Origin of the sequence: Winogradskyella ouciana (assembly GCF_009709615.1) — a bacterium.
GTDB lineage: Bacteria > Bacteroidota > Bacteroidia > Flavobacteriales > Flavobacteriaceae > Winogradskyella > Winogradskyella ouciana.
Genome location: NZ_WJYA01000002.1, coordinates 117,512 through 134,404, shown reverse-complemented (window position 1 = coordinate 134,404; position 16,893 = coordinate 117,512). Strand labels below are relative to the sequence as shown.

15 protein-coding genes are annotated in these 16,893 nt (G+C 34.8%); 5 read left to right on the top strand and 10 right to left on the bottom strand.

The window, feature by feature from the left end:
* The first annotated feature begins 6 nt into the window (after positions 1–6).
* Positions 7–2,382: a GumC family protein gene (locus F1003_RS01420; RefSeq protein WP_155087417.1), complete on the top strand. Its 2,376-nt coding sequence runs from the start codon at positions 7–9 to the stop codon at positions 2,380–2,382.
* Positions 2,383–2,421: 39 nt separating this feature from the next.
* Here the strand turns inward: F1003_RS01420 and F1003_RS01415 are convergent, their stop codons facing one another.
* Positions 2,422–3,594, bottom strand: a complete 1,173-nt coding sequence (locus tag F1003_RS01415; RefSeq protein WP_155087416.1) for a proline dehydrogenase family protein — start codon at positions 3,592–3,594, stop codon at positions 2,422–2,424.
* A 99-nt stretch (positions 3,595–3,693) separates the two neighbouring features.
* On the opposite strand from F1003_RS01415, the gene aroB reads away from it, so the two are divergent.
* Positions 3,694–4,764: a 3-dehydroquinate synthase gene (gene aroB, locus F1003_RS01410; RefSeq protein ID WP_155087415.1), complete on the top strand. Its 1,071-nt coding sequence runs from the start codon at positions 3,694–3,696 to the stop codon at positions 4,762–4,764.
* Here aroB and F1003_RS01405 read toward each other — a convergent pair.
* The 3 genes from F1003_RS01405 to F1003_RS01395 all read right to left on the bottom strand — a co-directional run bounded on the left by F1003_RS01405 (position 4,761) and on the right by F1003_RS01395 (position 7,046).
* Positions 4,761–5,279, bottom strand: coding sequence for a DinB family protein (locus F1003_RS01405; protein ID WP_202913870.1), 519 nt, complete (start codon positions 5,277–5,279; stop codon positions 4,761–4,763). The genes aroB and F1003_RS01405 overlap by 4 nt on opposite strands.
* Before the next feature lie 68 nt (positions 5,280–5,347).
* Entirely contained in the window at positions 5,348–5,827 is a 480-nt protein-coding gene (locus F1003_RS01400) for an Lrp/AsnC family transcriptional regulator (protein ID WP_155087414.1), read from the bottom strand.
* Between the two features lie 73 nt (positions 5,828–5,900).
* Positions 5,901–7,046, bottom strand: coding sequence for a M14 family zinc carboxypeptidase (locus tag F1003_RS01395; RefSeq protein WP_155087413.1), 1,146 nt, complete (start codon positions 7,044–7,046; stop codon positions 5,901–5,903).
* A 303-nt stretch (positions 7,047–7,349) separates the two neighbouring features.
* On the opposite strand from F1003_RS01395, the gene F1003_RS01390 reads away from it, so the two are divergent.
* The 3 genes from F1003_RS01390 to F1003_RS01380 are packed head-to-tail and all read left to right on the top strand — an operon-like array spanning position 7,350 to position 8,937.
* Positions 7,350–7,715 (top strand): helix-turn-helix domain-containing protein, encoded by a 366-nt coding sequence (locus tag F1003_RS01390; protein WP_155087412.1) that lies wholly within the window; start codon positions 7,350–7,352, stop codon positions 7,713–7,715.
* Positions 7,716–7,756: 41 nt separating this feature from the next.
* Complete coding sequence (locus tag F1003_RS01385) at positions 7,757–8,143, top strand: hypothetical protein (RefSeq protein ID WP_155087411.1); 387 nt, start codon at positions 7,757–7,759, stop codon at positions 8,141–8,143.
* A 5-nt stretch (positions 8,144–8,148) separates the two neighbouring features.
* Complete coding sequence (locus F1003_RS01380) at positions 8,149–8,937, top strand: TerC family protein (protein ID WP_155087410.1); 789 nt, start codon at positions 8,149–8,151, stop codon at positions 8,935–8,937.
* Between the two features lie 2 nt (positions 8,938–8,939).
* Here the strand turns inward: F1003_RS01380 and F1003_RS01375 are convergent, their stop codons facing one another.
* The 6 genes from F1003_RS01375 to F1003_RS01350 form a co-directional block, all read right to left on the bottom strand.
* Positions 8,940–11,621 carry a DNA gyrase/topoisomerase IV subunit A gene (locus F1003_RS01375; protein ID WP_155087409.1) on the bottom strand — a complete coding sequence of 894 codons (2,682 nt, stop codon included), beginning with the start codon at positions 11,619–11,621 and terminating at the stop codon, positions 8,940–8,942.
* The gene (locus F1003_RS01370; protein ID WP_273290822.1) at positions 11,622–12,011 is read right to left on the bottom strand and encodes a hypothetical protein; all 390 of its coding nucleotides are present in this window, start codon (positions 12,009–12,011) and stop codon (positions 11,622–11,624) included.
* Positions 12,012–12,091: 80 nt separating this feature from the next.
* Positions 12,092–13,951 carry a DNA topoisomerase IV subunit B gene (locus F1003_RS01365; RefSeq protein ID WP_155087407.1) on the bottom strand — a complete coding sequence of 620 codons (1,860 nt, stop codon included), beginning with the start codon at positions 13,949–13,951 and terminating at the stop codon, positions 12,092–12,094.
* Between the two features lie 119 nt (positions 13,952–14,070).
* The gene (locus tag F1003_RS01360; RefSeq protein ID WP_155087406.1) at positions 14,071–14,538 is read right to left on the bottom strand and encodes an SRPBCC family protein; all 468 of its coding nucleotides are present in this window, start codon (positions 14,536–14,538) and stop codon (positions 14,071–14,073) included.
* A gap of 67 nt (positions 14,539–14,605) precedes the next feature.
* The gene (ychF, locus tag F1003_RS01355) at positions 14,606–15,700 is read right to left on the bottom strand and encodes a redox-regulated ATPase YchF (protein ID WP_155087405.1); all 1,095 of its coding nucleotides are present in this window, start codon (positions 15,698–15,700) and stop codon (positions 14,606–14,608) included.
* 94 nt (positions 15,701–15,794) lie between these two features.
* A complete protein-coding gene (locus F1003_RS01350; RefSeq protein ID WP_155087404.1) occupies positions 15,795–16,733 on the bottom strand; it encodes an FAD-dependent oxidoreductase in 939 nt (312 codons plus the stop codon).
* Positions 16,734–16,893 lie beyond the last annotated feature (160 nt).

The following is a 16,893-nucleotide window of genomic DNA, read 5'->3' as shown; positions in this document are numbered from 1 at the left end:
TTCTTTATGGAATCTAAAACAAATTCAGTAACAGCAGATATAAAACAAAAAGTAGAGCTCTTCCTTTCTTATTGGAAATGGATTGCTCTTTCTGTTATTATAGCCATTGCTATAGGCTATACCTATTTGCGTTACACAACTTATGAGTACCAAGCCTCTGCAACAATTAAAATACGAGATGAAAAACAAGCAACCAAGTTGCCGAGCATCGAAGAGATTAGCAGCGAGGGCTTGTTCTCAGGTGGTACAGATAAAATAAAGGACGAAATTCAGATCATAAAATCGCGTACTTTGATGGAGAACATCATTAAAACGCTTAACCTCAATATTCGCATTTTTAATCAAGGTAAAATAAAAGAAAAAGAACTATATGAAGACCCACCTATAAGTCTCAGTTTCTTTGAAAGCGATTCTATCATTAATAATGTAAAAGCTAATATATTTATTAAAGTAAAATCAGATTCAGAATTTATACTTTTTAAAGATGATGGAAAGTCTTTCATAGATAGAAATGAATCTGAAGGAAAACTATATGCATTTGGTGATAAAATTGACACCAATTATGGAGGCATCGTTCTAGTTCCTAACTTAGAATCAGACTCATTTATAATAGGAAGAAATTTAAAAATAACCATCACACCAGTATCTAGGCTTGTTAGTTACTTTCAAAAAAGTGTCAGTGCATATACGGAAAAAGGCTCTAGTGTTATTACGTTAGAATTAAAAGAAACAGTAGCCCAAAAAGCAGTTGACTTTCTAAATCAACTTATTAAAGAATATAACAACGATGTATTACACGATAAAGAAGAAGTTGTTAAAGTAACTTCAGAGTTTATCAATAAACGTCTAGAACAAGTACAGGAGGAATTAGGCCAGGTAGAATCTACTGCAGAACAGGTACAACAAAAGAACAACCTTACTGACCTTGGCTCACAAACCAATCTCAATCTACAAGCAAAGAAACAATTAGATCAACAGATTTCTACAACTGCTACAAATATTCAAATGATCTCTTATTTACAAGAAGAATTGAATGATGAAAGTAAGTTTAGTGACATGTTGCCCGCAAATGTAGGTATTGGAGATTCTAATACATCTCAAATCATTAAAAGTCATAATGAATTAGTTGCCCAAAGAGATAGGGTTTTAAAAAATTCCACAGAGAAAAACCCTGTTGTGGTTCAGTTGAACAATCAGATTGATCAATTAAAAAACAATCTTGAAAGTTCATTGAACAGTATGAAAAAAACGTCTGAGCTTACACTTAATAATTTGAATTCTGAAAGCAATAGAATTAGTGGTCAACTCTATGTAGCGCCATCAAAAGCCAGAACTTTGAGAGGAGTACAGAGGCAACAAGATATAAAGGAGTCACTTTATTTATATTTATTAGAAAAGCGTGAAGAATCTGCAATTAGATTAGGCATGTACCAACCTAATGCTAAAATTGTTGATGATGCTTATTCATCATACAGGCCTGTCGCGCCAAATCCAACCCTTACGTATTTAGCAGCATTAATATTTGGTCTTATGATTCCGCTCGGATTGATATATGTATCTGATATGTTAGATACTAAACTCTATCAAAAAAATGACTTAGTAAGTATTTTAGACATTCCATATTTAGGCGACATACCTCAGTCCTCTAAAAATGTTAGACTTGTTAAAAAAGCTGATTATTCACCAAAAGCAGAAGCGTTCAGAATTGTTAGATCTAATGTAGATTTCATGCTTAAAGGTATCAATGGTAGGGCTAAAAAGATTTTTGTTACGTCAACTAAAGCTCAAGAAGGTAAGTCGCACACCAGTACCAATTTAGCGACTTCTATTTCTTTTTCACAAAAATCTGTTTTATTAGTTGAAATGGACATTAGGGTACCAAAAATCTTAGATTATCTCTATATAAAAGAAAAACCTAAAAAAGGATTAACAGATTATTTGGCTGACTCTTCTGTAAAAGCACAAGACATAGTTTTAAAACATAAAGATAATCCCTACTTAGATATAATTCCTTCTGGCACAATCCCACCAAATCCATCAGAGTTATTGATGAGTGACAGAGTTGAAGAACTTTTTAAGCACTTTGAGAAAAAATATGATTATATAATAGCAGATACTTCTGCTGTTGGGTTGGTAAGCGACACTTTATTAATCTCAAATTTTGCAGATATGTTTATCTATGTTGTAAGTGCTGATGGTGTTGACAAAAGACATCTAGTACATGTTGCAAAAACATTATATGAAGAAAAACGTTTACCAAATATGACGATGCTGTTAAACGGAGTTAAACCAGGAGCTAAAGGGTACGGTTATGGCTATGGTTATGGAGATAATCCTGATAACAAAAAGAAATGGTACCAGAAGATTTTTAAGCGCAAATAACTTTTCAAATACAAAATGCCTCGTCTTATGATGAGGCATTTATAGTTTACGCCTTTTCTTTTCAGTTTTTAATAAAGATAATTCTCTGTTAGTTTGCCCAGCCACAGAAGTGTTCTCCTCTGCCCTTCTTATTAAATAAGGCATAACGTCCTTAACTGGTCCAAAAGGGATGTATTTTGCAACATTATAGCCTTTAGCCGCCAAGTTGTAACTAATATGATCACTCATGCCATATAATTGGCCAAACCAAACGTTATTATCTTCTTTATTGATATTGTACTTTTCCATAAGTTCCATAGAGAGGTAACAACTTTCTTCGTTATGAGTACCAATAAATACCGAGATGTCTTTTAAGTTTTCTAAAATATAAACAAGGGTAGTATTGAAGTTGTCGTCTGTGGCTTTTTTGTTTTCACAGATTGGAGATTCATAACCCTTTTCTTCTGCTCTAGCACGTTCTTTCTCCATGTAGGCACCACGGACAATTTTCATGCCTACTTTAAATCCATTTTCTTTAGCACGTTGATGCAAACCCTTAAGATAATCCAATCTATCCCAACGGTAACACTGCAAAGTATTATAAACAATGGTGTTTTCAGTATTGTAAATACGCATCATATCCTCAACCAAATCATCTGCTGCATCTTGCATCCAGCTTTCTTCACCATCAATCAATACTTCAACATCTTTTTCCTTGGCGAGTTTACAAACCGCATCAAACCTAGCAACTATTCTATCCCATTCGGCTTGTTCGTCTGTTGTCAAATCTTTTCCTTCTGTTTTTTTCTGATAAAGATAAAACCTTCCAAAACCAGTGGGCTTAAAAACGACTATTGGCATAGCCTCTCTTTCGTCACAGAAATTAATGATTTTCAATATCTTTTCTACAGCGTTATCAAATTGTGCTTCAGCCTCCTTTCCCTCTACTGAATAATCCAAAACAGAACTCACACTTTTAGTGTAGAGTTTATCTATAACTGGCAAACAATCTTCCTCATTTACACCTCCACAAAAATGATCAAAAACCGTAGAACGAATTAAGCCTTCAACGGGCAAATTGGCTTTAAGAGCAAAATTAGTTGCAGCAGTACCTATACGCACCAAAGGTTGCGAGGAAATCATTTTAAATAAAAAGTAAGCGCGTTCTAATTCAGAATCAGATTTTAACGCAAAGGCCGTAGCTGTGTCTTCAAATAATGACCGATCTATCATAGGCTATAGAATATTAATGCAAATATATTTAAACCAAAGCTTATTTTTTTCTAAAAAAAGGGAGTATTTTCACAGCGATAATTTAGGAACTTTTTTGGTATGAAATCCATCACTACAAAAAATGCTATAGTACACTTTAATTCAAAGGTTTACTCAGAATTAAGCTCATATATAAAATCTTCTAAGCCTTCTAAAATATTCATTCTTGTTGATACTAATACTCATGAATATTGTCTGCCAAAATTTTTATCTCAATTAGAATCCGAAGATATTGTTGTAGAGGTTATGGAAATGCCAGAAGGAGAAGATCATAAAACCATAGATATCTGCACAGGTGTTTGGGAAGCTCTGTCAGAATACGAAGCTGATCGTAAGAGTCTACTAATTAATCTAGGTGGTGGAGTTGTTACAGACCTTGGAGGTTTTGTGGCAAGTACATATATGAGAGGTATAGACTATATAAATGTTCCTACATCTTTGCTGGCCATGGTTGATGCTTCTGTTGGAGGAAAAACAGGTGTTGATCTTGGTGTGTTAAAAAACCAAATAGGCATTATCAGTGAAGGTAGCATGGTTTTAATTGACACATCTTATTTAGAGACCTTACCTCCTAACCACATGGTGTCCGGCTATGCAGAAATGCTAAAGCATGGGTTAATTTTTGATAAAGGCTATTGGGAAAATTTGGTGAATTTTGAAAATATGGACATTTCAGAATTAGACAAATTGATATATGATTCTGTAATTATTAAAAACACCATAGTTTCTCAAGACATAAAAGAACAAGGCCTAAGAAAAACATTAAACTTTGGACACACCTTGGGACACGCCATTGAAAGTTATTTTTTAGGCAACGCAGACAAAACACCATTATTACACGGTGAAGCCATTGCCATAGGAATGGTACTAGAGTCATACCTATCAACAAAGGTCTGTGGTTTATCGACTGATGAATTTAAAAAAATAAAGGAAGGCATTTTAAAAACATTCTCAAAAGTCAATATTGAAAAAAGAGATCAGGACGTTATTATTGACTTCTTGAAGCACGACAAAAAGAACAGTCATGGAAAGGTTAATTTTGTGCTCTTAGAATCTATCGGAAAACCAAAAATTGATTGCGAAGCAAATAACGACCTTATTCTCGAAGCTTTTAAAGATTATAATTCCTAAAGGTATCTTTGCTTTATCACCTGTATATGGTGATTTTCATGACCCACAATTATGTAACCCAGTGCTCTTACTGAAATTGGAAAGCCACTGGCCTCACCCATTTTTAAAAGTGTTTCACGATCAAAGCTTTGAAAAAGAGATATGGTAGCAAGTCTTACGCTTTTATATTCTTCTATGAGGCTTTCTAAAGAACGCTTTTTAGCATTACCACTCACTACATAACCATCTTGTTCAAAGCCAGCTAAAGGTGTCTTATCTCCCCTTGCAATACGTAGAGCTCTATATGAAAAGACCCTTTCGGTATCAATAACGTGAAGCAAAATATCTTTTATTGTCCATTTATCTTCCGCATAAGCATAATCATGTTTTTCATAAGGCAGCTTCGAATAAAAATCCATAGCGTTATCAAAACTTGATTTTAAGCCTTTTAATATATCAACATCAGAAGCCTTATCAATATAAGCCTTGTAGTATGGATTGTATTCTTTAATACTTATAGTTTCTGAAATCATCATCAAAAGTTTTTAAACAAAAAGCCCTTAGCAAATATACTAAGGGCTTCTCTATAAAATTAATAGGCTTATTATAATTCGTTAAATATGGTATGCATTAATCGTTTTTTATCGTTAATACTTTCCTCTAAAGAAATCATAGTCTCAGTCCTGTAAACACCATCTATATCATCTATCATGAAGATAATTTCCTTAGCATGCATAGTATCCTTAGCTCTTATCTTGCAAAAGATATTAAACTTTCCTGTAGTTATGTGTGCAACTGTAACATAAGGTATGGTTTCCACACGTTCTAGAACAAACTTGGTTTGAGAGGTGTTTTGCAGAAAAACACCAACATAGGCGATAAATGAATATCCTAATTTTTTATAATCCAAAGTTAATGAAGACCCTCTTATAATTCCTGCTTCTTCCATTTTCTTTACACGGACATGAACAGTACCTGCAGATATCAATAATTTTTTAGCAATATCAGTAAATGGGATACGTGTATTATCGATAAGCATATCGAGAATTTGGTGGTCAACTTCGTCTAATTTAAACTTCGCCATAATTGTAAATCTTTAAACTTTATGCAAAAATAAAGGATTTTCATTAACAAATACGTATCTAAAAACAGTTTTTTTAAGGTTTTAATGAGATTTTTTCATTATTTATCAAAACGAAATCGTTTTCGTAACCCACTTTTATTTCCAAATCATTTACATTTTTTATCATAGATCCTTCGGCATCAATTTCCTTATGCCCAAAAAAATCATCTAACTTAGAAATTTTCTCTATAGTTGGTATAAATTCAACTTTTTCGTCAATCAATTTCTCATTATACTGTATGGCTATATCGTTTAAATTAGAAGAATCATTTGTTAGACAAGCATTTCTGATAATGACGTCATAAAACTGTTTCCCATTTTCGGGTATGTTGAAATAATCCTCACAGTTCAGGTCTTTGGCACCAGATGCAATGACGTCTAATCCTTTCAGTATGGCTATAAAAACCAAACGCCTTACCTCTTCCCTACTGTAATCATTAGGAAAATGACCAGCTTCATATAAAATTGTTGGCACACCAAAGTTTTGAAATGTATCACCAACACAGTCTAAATTAAAGCCATCATCATAGCGTGCAACACCATTAGGGATTTCCTCTTGCAGCAACTGATTAATCTCGGAGATGATGCCCATTGCAAGCTTTCTATTTTCGGTTAAGGTACGTTGAGCATCCTGAGATGGCGATGAGAACGATAATATAGAGGAGTTACTGGTATTGCCTACATTATATATGGTCCTTTGGCCATGAAGGTTGAAGCAATAATCGGGTTTAAACTCATTAAAAACCTTTCTCAGCACTTTACTTTCTGGCTGTGATAAGCTTTGAGCATCTCTATTTAAGTCAACATCATTGGCATTTAATCGTGTATATCGCTCGGCACCATCGGGATTTAAAATAGGAATAACCATTAAAGCGCATGAGTCTAAAATTGTATTAGAGATCTCATTATTGGTTAAAAAGAGGTTAAAAGTATCGAACAGCGCTTTGGTGGTTGTTGATTCGTTGCCGTGCATTTGAGACCACAATAACACTTTTTTTGATCCCGTACCAAAAGTTAAACTATAAATGGGTTTGTTTAAAACTGAATATCCGACAACTGAAGTAAAAGATTTAGGAAGCTTTTTTAAACACTTTTCTATATGTGAATTTGTGATGTAGCGACCAAATAGTTCTGGATTTTTAACTAGAGAATAAAGACTATTAAGATGATTTAATTTCATTAGAGAAACTTCTGGGTTACAAATGTAATCATTTGTGTTTTTACAATTGTAAACAATAAATTTATTTAAAAATGTTACAATGTTATACAAATAAACATAATGATTGACTAAGACCAACCACATAGATTGAGAATAATTTAATGATTATTATTTTTAAATCTTATTTTATTTGTTTTCAGTAATTTAATATAAAAATTCAAAGTTAAGGTTTAAGTTTTTTAATCATTTATTTTGTTAGATATTGATTTTTGAAATACTAATGTTTACATTTGTGCCGTTATTTAATAACAATTACTGTTTACAATGATAAACTCTAGTAAATTCACTGTTAGGCTTCAAAAAGTCATGGATTTTTACGATGAAACTGCTTCAAGTTTCGCCGAAAAAATTGGTGTGCAGCGCTCTAGTATTTCCCATATTCTCTCTGGTAGAAATAAGCCGAGTTTAGATTTTGTAATGAAAGTGCTTCACTCCTATCCGGATGTAGAATTGTATTGGTTGCTGAATGGAAAAGGCAGTTTCCCAAAAACTAATACAATCTCTGAGACTCCAAATTCCAATCTTCAAATTCAAAGTGAAGATTCGCAAGAAAAACCAGTTAGCAATTCAGATATTGAAAAAATTGTGATTTTTTACAAAGACGGTACTTTTAAAAGTTATAAGCCATAAAATTAACTTCGTTATTCTTTACCTTTGTACAAAACTTTACAATGAAACTTCTGCGCGTATTTCTTCCACTTTTGCTACTAACAGGATGTTATTCTGTAGAACGTAACTGTGATGAGTTTAAAACTGGTGAGTTTGAATTTAACTATACTATTGATGGTATTGAAAAAACAGGTAGATTTATTAGAACCGAAACACTCAATATAGATTATTACGAAGGAAAAGTAGACACATCTTCTGTCCGTTGGATTAACGACTGCGAGTTTGTACTCAAAAAATTAAATCCAAAAACCAATTCAGAGAAAGATGAGATTCACATGAAAATATTGTCAACTACCAATAATTCATACACTTTTGAATATAAGCTGGCCGTAAAAAAGCCCAATAAACCAATGTATGTAGAGAAAGGAGTTGCCACAAAAATTAATTAAGGAATATGCTAGACTTTTTATTGACCTCTGATGCCATAATAGCTTTATTAACACTCACTTTCCTAGAAATTATTTTAGGTATAGACAATATTGTTTTTATATCTATTGCCGCAAACAAACTACCGGAAGAACAAAGAAGCAAGGCAACCAATATAGGTCTTGTTCTAGCAATGGCTCAGCGTATAATATTGCTTTTCTTTGTATCGTTCCTTATTGGTCTCAGTGAGCCTTTCTATATACATGAGTCTAGCTGGCTGTCCATATCAATAAGCTGGCAAGCCATTATACTATTTGCTGGTGGGTTATTTCTTATCTATAAGAGCACAAAGGAAATACGTGAAAAAGTTGAGACGCCAGCTCATGATGAAAAAGCCGTAAAGTCTAAGGTCATAAAGTCTTTAAATCAAGCCATTACTCAAATACTAATTATTGACTTTATTTTCTCAGTCGACTCTATTCTTACGGCCGTAGGTATGACCAATGGTTTACACCCAAACCATAACTATACCCTTGTATTAATGATAATTGCTGTGATGATTTCTATTGCAGTGATGATTGGTTTTGCCAACCCAATACGTAAGTTTATTGATCGCAATCCAAGTATGCAGGTTCTTGGTTTGGCATTTCTAATTCTCATCGGCTTTATGTTAATTACCGAAGCGGCACACTTATCGCACACAGAATTCTTTGGAAACTCAGTAGGCGCCATACCAAAAGGCTACCTTTATTTTGCAATTGCCTTCTCACTTTTTGTAGAATTCCTAAACTTTAAAACGGTTAAAAAGAAAACTTGAGTTTAAAACAATGTCGCTTGGCCTTTATCGTCAATATCAGGACCCTTACCTTCATCATCTTTTGAAGAAAGACTTTCCTTAGGTTTTTCCGTGTTTTTAGAAGTGTTGGTAACCTCTAAGTCTACTGAAACTGTTTCCTCGTCAACAACTTCGAGTTCATCTGCATGTACTTCTTCTGGTGCTTCGTAAGGCAACGGAGCCAACCTATTTATTTGGTTCACCTTGTCTTTAGTTAATTGATTTCCAAGTGCAGTAATGCCTTTTATAGCAATAAATTCTTCAAGGTTGACTTCCATATTAGGTTTTCGGTCTTTGCCACGTTCTTTTGTAAACTCAACCTCTGCCATTGGTCTCCAATCCGTAAAAACCAATTCTAAACGCGAATCCTGATGATCAGAAATAAAGGATTCCTCTTTACCTTCTTGTTCTATTAAAAAGCGCTTAACGTAGTAACGTTCTTTTTCACCATCGTAATAGATAGCTGAAATCGGTTTTTTAGGCACCCATTTTTCTAACACTATCATATCACTATCAAAGTGAGTCGTCAATTCTGGTATAATCGTTTTCGCAATTCCAGATTGTGTAATGACCAATAAACGGTCTTCGCCTCTAAACTCGCCAATGAGCTCACCTCTTTCATCTACATTGAGGCGCTGTACAGCATCATCAAACCAAATTTTACGAGGCTTGAGCGTAGAAACACCTTTCTCCTTTAGCTCTACACGCTTTACTGAATGTTTGGTTACCAAATTACCTTTAGACGAACGTCCTTTTATAAGGATATCAGCAAAGTCTAAGTCCCATTTTAGTTTTTTAATGCTTCCGACCTGGCGCAATAAAACGGTAACGACTTCGGCCTCTCCATTAGGATTTGCAGAGAAGTACCATACCAGAGAACCTTTATTACCGTTGGTTAGGTCGTATTCTCTATCCCTTGTCATACTAGTAACCGCAAAGCGTTTGACATACGAAGGCCCTTTTTTGCCATCACGATAAATCATATTGTAAATGGTACGCTTGTCTTTTTTCTTAAATACAGCAACATGGATAATATTTTTACCAATGAAGGTTTTAGAATCTACTTTGGTCACCATCATCTTTCCCTCTTGTGTAAAGACAATAATATCATCAATATCGCTACAATCACAAACATATTCATCTCTACGCAATGAGGTACCAACAAAACCTTCTTCTCTATTGACATAAAGCTTTGTGTTTCTAATTACAACCTTAGTAGCATCAACATCATCAAAGACACGCAATTCGGTTTTACGCTCCTTGCCTTCACCGTAATCTTTCTTTAATCTTTCAAAATACGCTATAGAATAATCGATAAGATTTGCCAAATGATGCTTCATTTCAGCAATCTGATCTTCTAAAGCATCAATTTTTTGCTGCGCTTTATCAATATCAAACTTGGATATACGCTTAATTCTAATTTCGGTTAACCTTACGATATCTTCCTCAGTAACCTTGCGCTTTAAGTGTTTAATATATGGCTGAAGCCCTTTATCTATAGCACTGATAACCCCTTCCCAAGTCTCTTCCTCTTCAATATCGCGGTAAATTCTGTTTTCAATAAAAATACGCTCTAGTGAGGCGAAGTGCCATTGTTCTTCAAATTCACCTAATTTAATTTCTAGCTCTTGCTTTAAAAGCTGAACCGTATTATCAGTAGAACGACGTAGCATTTCCGTTACACCAACAAAATAAGGCTTGTTATCTTCAATAACACAGCCCAGTGGCGAAATTGAGGTTTCACAATTTGTAAAGGCGTATAAGGCGTCAATAGTTTTATCTGGCGACAATCCTGAAGGCAAGTGAACTAATATTTCTACTTCTGCAGCAGTATTATCCTCTATCTTTTTTATTTTAATCTTACCCTTATCATTAGCTTTTAAGATAGAGTCTATCAACGATGATGTGGTTGTGCCAAACGGAATCTCTGTAATTGCTAAAGTATTTTTATCGTGCTGGGCAATTTTTGCTCTCACCCTTACTTTTCCGCCACGCAAACCATCATTATAATTGGTAATGTCTGCAATACCTGCAGTTGGAAAGTCTGGTAATATAGTAAAGCGTTTTCCTTTTAAATGTTTAATAGACGCATCAATGAGCTCTATAAAGTTATGTGGCAAAATCTTGGTTGATAAGCCTACAGCAATTCCTTCTCCTCCTTGCGCCAAGAGCAAAGGAAACATCACTGGTAGGTTGATAGGCTCCTTACGTCTTCCATCATAAGAGGCCTGCCATTCTGTTATTTTTGGATTATAAACCACATCAAGGGCAAACTTAGACAGCCTTGCTTCGATATAACGCGAAGCTGCAGCCCTATCACCCGTGAGAATATTTCCCCAGTTTCCTTGGGTATCTATCAATAAATCTTTTTGGCCTATCTGCACCATGGCATCTGCTATACTGGCATCACCATGTGGATGGTACTGCATGGTATGACCAACAATATTAGCCACTTTATTATAACGACCGTCGTCCAAATCTTTCATGGAGTGCATTATACGTCGTTGCACAGGCTTAAAGCCATCTTCTATGGCTGGTACAGCACGCTCTAAAATTACATAAGAGGCGTAATCCAAAAACCAATCTTTGTACATTCCGGTAACCTTGGTAATCGTCTCCTGGTTACTATTATCTTCATTTAACAATTCGTCATGTTCTTCTGCCATCTATCCTTGTTTTCGCTTTAGGTTTTCTTTTAAGTTTTTTCTAAGTGACTGCTTCACATACTTTAATTTTCTTTTTTTTACAAGGGTTACATTAAACCGTTCTTTAATGGATTTACCATTAGATTTTTTTACAAGTAATACCAGAGATTTATAAATAATGAAGTTTTTTATTTTATAACCCGCTAGTTCAGAACGGTCAAATTCTAGCTTTCGCTCCCTATAATTGATGTATTCCGTCAAAAGTAATCCTTTATTGAGTACAATTATTTTACTCCCATCGCTATCGTATTCAAAATAACCTGCAATGGAATGAAAAACTACCAAAACTATAAATAACCCTATGAGCACAAAGAATATTTCATCCTTTAAAAAATCAAGGGATTTAAACACCGTTAGAAACAATATTGCAAAAACTATCAATATAAAATATATTGAAACAACTGTATTTTTTACTTTTCTATTGTCAGTTCTCATACCGTATCCTCAACCACATCAAGTTCTACCTTGAGGTTTTCGATTATGAATTCTTGTCTAGATGGTGTGTTTTTTCCCATATAAAAGGACAATAACTCTTCGATAGACATTTCTTTATCTAACATTACAGGATCTAACCTTATATCGTCACCAATAAAGTGTTTGAACTCATCAGGAGAAATTTCACCCAAACCTTTAAATCTCGTTATTTCTGGTTTCGGCTTTAGTTTCTCTATGGCTTCAACACGCTCTTCTTCAGAATAACAATATATTGTTTCTTTCTTGTTTCTAACTCTAAACAATGGTGTTTGCAAAATGTACAAATGACCTTCTTTGATCACCTCAGGAAAAAATTGTAAAAAGAAGGTAATAAGCAACAAACGAATATGCATACCATCAACGTCGGCATCAGTTGCTATTACTACATTATTGTACCTTAAGTCCTCTAAAGATTCTTCAATATTTAAAGCCGCTTGTAAGAGATTAAATTCTTCATTCTCATAAACAATCTTTTTACTTAAGCCATAACAGTTTAAGGGCTTCCCTTTAAGGCTAAAAACGGCTTGGGTATTGACATCCCTTGATTTTGTAATACTACCAGAAGCAGAATCTCCCTCTGTAATAAACAACGTGGTTTCTAGATTTCTTTCATTTTTAGTATCACCAAAGTGAACACGGCAATCGCGCAATTTTTTATTGTGAAGACTTGCTTTTTTAGCACGCTCTTTTGCCAACTTTCTAATACCGGACAATTCCTTTCTTTCCCGTTCTGCCTGAAGAATCTTACGCTGAATCTTTTCAGCAGTATCAGGATTCTTATGTAAAAAATTATCGAGATTGGTTTTAACAAAGTCATTGATATAAGTTCTTACCGTAGGTAAGTCTCCACCCATATCTGTAGAGCCTAGTTTTGTTTTTGTCTGACTTTCAAAAACAGGTTCCATTACTTTTATGGCAATAGCCGTAACGACAGATTTCCTAACATCGGAAGCGTCATAGTTCTTACCGAAAAACTCTCTAATGGTTTTAACAAGCGCTTCGCGAAAAGCTGCTAAATGTGTACCACCCTGAGTTGTGTTTTGTCCGTTAACAAACGAATGATATTCTTCACTGTACTGCGTTTTACTATGAGTTAAAGCCACTTCAATATCATCACCTCGAAGGTGAATTATTGGATAGAGCAAATCAGATTCATTTATATTTTCAGACAAGAGGTCTTTTAGTCCATTCTCACTATAGTACTTCTCTCCATTAAAAACTATGGTTAACCCAGGATTGAGATACACATAGTTCTTCAGCATTTTTATAACGTACTCATTTCGGTATTTGTAATTTTTAAAAATGCTATCATCCGGAACAAATGTCACCTTAGTTCCTTTTCTACGAGACGTATCATCTAAAAACTCTTCGTCTCTTAGCTCTCCCAATTCAAACTCTGCTGAAGCAGATTTCCCATCTCGTGTAGATTCTACCCTAAAATAAGTGGATAACGCATTAACCGCTTTGGTACCGACACCATTCAACCCGACAGATTTTTTAAAGGCTTTGGAATCGTACTTACCACCAGTATTCATTTTAGATACTACATCGACCACCTTACCAAGCGGAATACCACGACCATAATCGCGCACAATGACACGTTCTCCTTGTATTGAGATTTCAATGGTTTTACCAGCTCCCATTACAAACTCATCGATAGAGTTATCGAGAACTTCTTTAAGGAGAATATAAATACCATCATCTGGTGAAGAACCATCACCTAATTTTCCGATATACATACCAGGACGCATTCGGATGTGTTCCTTCCAATCGAGTGAGCGTATGTTATCTTCAGTATAGTTAGTCTGTTCTGCCATAGAATTAGGACGAAATTTTTGATAGAACGCTAATATAAGACTATAGCTTAAAAAATGAAATATGGTTGGTGTAAAGTAATTAACAATAAAAGCCCAATATTGTTGAGAACATTGACTTTTTATTCATTGCCAGACAATTCTTCAGCTTTTTGTTTTAAAAGTGTGTTTCTAGTGATTAACAAATTAGTCATATATCGACTCAAAAATAGGGCTTCTGCAACCTTACCCAAAATACCAAATGGCGATTTAAAATGAAACTTGTCTATCATTTCAGTTTTATTATTTCCTAAATTAGTGAATATGTGTTCATGCCTAAATGATTTGAAAGATCCTGAAACCATTTCGTCCACAAAATAATTAGGGCTCTGAAAATCAGTGATCTTTGAAGTTAAACGTTGCTTAATTCCAAAATGAGTAGCTTCCCAAGTTACTGATTCACCAAGTTCAATTAAACCAGATGTTTTACCTGCAATTGCTTTTTCTTTTGAATGTTTTAAAGATTGTTGATGGAAATCAATATTGCGAGATAAATCAAAACAGGTTTTTAAGTCTGCTTTAATTAACGTTTTGATTTCAATTGTTGGCATAAAAAAGTATTAAGGTTTATTCCCCAGAACCTAACAATCTAACTAATTGAAACAACTAAACATCAATCTAGACGTTGAAAAGGAAATGCATTACATCTCCATCCTTAACGATGTAGTTTTTTCCTTCCACACGCATTTTACCAGCTTCCTTTACTTTGGCTTCACTTCCATAAGACACATAGTCATTGTAAGCAATCACCTCTGCTCTAATAAAGCCTTTTTCAAAATCAGTGTGAATGACTCCTGCTGCCTGTGGTGCAGTAGCACCAATCGCAACCGTCCAAGCTCTTACTTCTTTTACGCCAGCCGTAAAATAGGTCTGTTGATTCAATAATTTATAAGCAGATCTTATTAACTTGGCAGAGCCAGGTTCATCGAGTCCAATGTCTTCAAGGAACATTTGGCGCTCTTCATAATCGTCGAGCTCATTTATATCTGCTTCTGTACCAACCGCTAAAACCAAAACTTCTGCATTTTCGTCTTTAACGGCTTCACGAACTTGCTCAACATATGCGTTGCCAGTTGTTGCAGCACCTTCATCTACGTTGCAAACGTACATTACGGGTTTATCAGTAATAAACTGCAATGGCTTTACATACTCTACATAATCTTCATCTGAAAACTCTAAAGCTCTAACTGAAATCCCAGCTTCTAAGCCTGCTTTTATTTTAAGCAGAACAGCTTCTTCAGCTTGCGCTTCCTTGTTCCCAGTTTTAGCGGCACGTTTGACTTTGTCCAGCTTTTTCTCTGCAGTTTCCAAATCCTTAAGCTGCAGCTCCATATCAATGGTTTCCTTATCACGTATAGGATCTATGGAACCATCTACATGTACAATATTATCATTATCAAAACAACGCAACACATGAAGTATCGCATCCGTTTCTCTAATATTCGCCAAGAACTGATTACCCAAACCTTCACCTTTACTTGCTCCTTTTACCAAACCAGCAATATCTACAATCTCTACGGTTGCAGGTACTACCTTCTCAGGGTTTACCAATTCTTCTAATTTTGCCAACCTTGGATCTGGCACGTTGACCACGCCAATATTAGGCTCAATGGTACAAAACGGAAAGTTGGCACTTTGCGCTTTGGCATTAGATAAACAATTGAATAAGGTTGATTTTCCTACGTTTGGTAATCCTACTATTCCGGCTTTCATGTATTTTTAATTTTCGAGTGCAAATGTAGTTAATTAGTGGAATAGTTTTATGTAAAAGAATTTGAAATAATTTGATGTTAAATTGTATCTTAGGTCATTGGTTATTTACCTGCTCAACAACCTCAATAGCACAGCCCCAAGCCACGGTAAATCCCGCACCTCCATGGCCGTAGTTATGAAAAACATTAGGGAAGTTTATGTCAAATTCAAAACGCACGGCATGCCTTTTAGGTCTTAAACCGACAATTTCTTCGATAATATCTGGTGCGTTTTGAGATGAACCACCATTTAAGAGACGTTCAACAATTAAGCGTGTATCGTTGGGTTCTACATTGGTGTTCCAGTCGTTATCGTAGTCTGTACCACCTATAACACAGTCTTCACTACGATTAATAACATAGCTCAGTGCCCCTTTTTGGGTAGAATCTGCGTAAGACGGTATATTCATCTTATGGCAACGTAAAATCTGGCCTCGCATTGGCAGTAAGTCCACATCATTGCATAGTTGCCTAGCTCCCAAACCTGTACAATTAACCACAAATCTGTCTAAAGTTGATGCTTCCTTTAGACTTGAAACAGCACCTTTTTTAAAAATGCCTCCAGAATGTTTAAAACGCGAAAACAAATAAGGCAGATACAATTGTGGTTCGGCTAACGGAACGGTTGACATCAATCCTTTTTCCATACCTATTGGCAACTCATTTGGCAATGCTTCTCTAACAGATCCTTTGGGCAACTGTTGGATCCAATCCATATTACTATCATCATTATAAGCAGTTATAAAAGGAATAAACGTCACTCCATTATCCTTTGTTATGTCTTTTTGATATTCCCTGTAAGCAAGTGTTGCCCAGCGATTGGCCTTTTCTTTTGGCTGTATCTCAAAAGGAAACCATATAGCACCTACTTTATTAGATAGGGTATTCTCAAAACCTTCTTTGGCTACTATGGCAACCTTAAATCCGCTTTCCTGCAGTTTAACCGCAGTGGTTAGGCCAATAATGCCACAACCTATGACTGTCGCAGATGTCATGATTTCATTGTTATTATTATAGGTTGTCTAGACATTTAAATAACGTTTAACAAAAAAAAGTTTTTTTTAATGTAAGCAAACTACATTTATTACCATTAAAGAATAACGTTTATGTCATTTAATGAAGATTGGTTTCCAAGATGATATATAAACTTTATGT

Coding starts and splice junctions, on each gene's coding strand:
- F1003_RS01420 (WP_155087417.1), top strand. CDS start 7: ATGGAATCTAAAACAAATTCAGTAACAGCAGATATAAAACAAAAAGTA.
- F1003_RS01415 (WP_155087416.1), bottom strand. CDS start 3,594: ATGATAGATCGGTCATTATTTGAAGACACAGCTACGGCCTTTGCGTTA.
- aroB (WP_155087415.1), top strand. CDS start 3,694: ATGAAATCCATCACTACAAAAAATGCTATAGTACACTTTAATTCAAAG.
- F1003_RS01405 (WP_202913870.1), bottom strand. CDS start 5,279: ATGATGATTTCAGAAACTATAAGTATTAAAGAATACAATCCATACTAC.
- F1003_RS01400 (WP_155087414.1), bottom strand. CDS start 5,827: ATGGCGAAGTTTAAATTAGACGAAGTTGACCACCAAATTCTCGATATG.
- F1003_RS01395 (WP_155087413.1), bottom strand. CDS start 7,046: ATGAAATTAAATCATCTTAATAGTCTTTATTCTCTAGTTAAAAATCCA.
- F1003_RS01390 (WP_155087412.1), top strand. CDS start 7,350: ATGATAAACTCTAGTAAATTCACTGTTAGGCTTCAAAAAGTCATGGAT.
- F1003_RS01385 (WP_155087411.1), top strand. CDS start 7,757: ATGAAACTTCTGCGCGTATTTCTTCCACTTTTGCTACTAACAGGATGT.
- F1003_RS01380 (WP_155087410.1), top strand. CDS start 8,149: ATGCTAGACTTTTTATTGACCTCTGATGCCATAATAGCTTTATTAACA.
- F1003_RS01375 (WP_155087409.1), bottom strand. CDS start 11,621: ATGGCAGAAGAACATGACGAATTGTTAAATGAAGATAATAGTAACCAG.
- F1003_RS01365 (WP_155087407.1), bottom strand. CDS start 13,951: ATGGCAGAACAGACTAACTATACTGAAGATAACATACGCTCACTCGAT.
- F1003_RS01360 (WP_155087406.1), bottom strand. CDS start 14,538: ATGCCAACAATTGAAATCAAAACGTTAATTAAAGCAGACTTAAAAACC.
- ychF (WP_155087405.1), bottom strand. CDS start 15,700: ATGAAAGCCGGAATAGTAGGATTACCAAACGTAGGAAAATCAACCTTA.
- F1003_RS01350 (WP_155087404.1), bottom strand. CDS start 16,733: ATGACATCTGCGACAGTCATAGGTTGTGGCATTATTGGCCTAACCACT.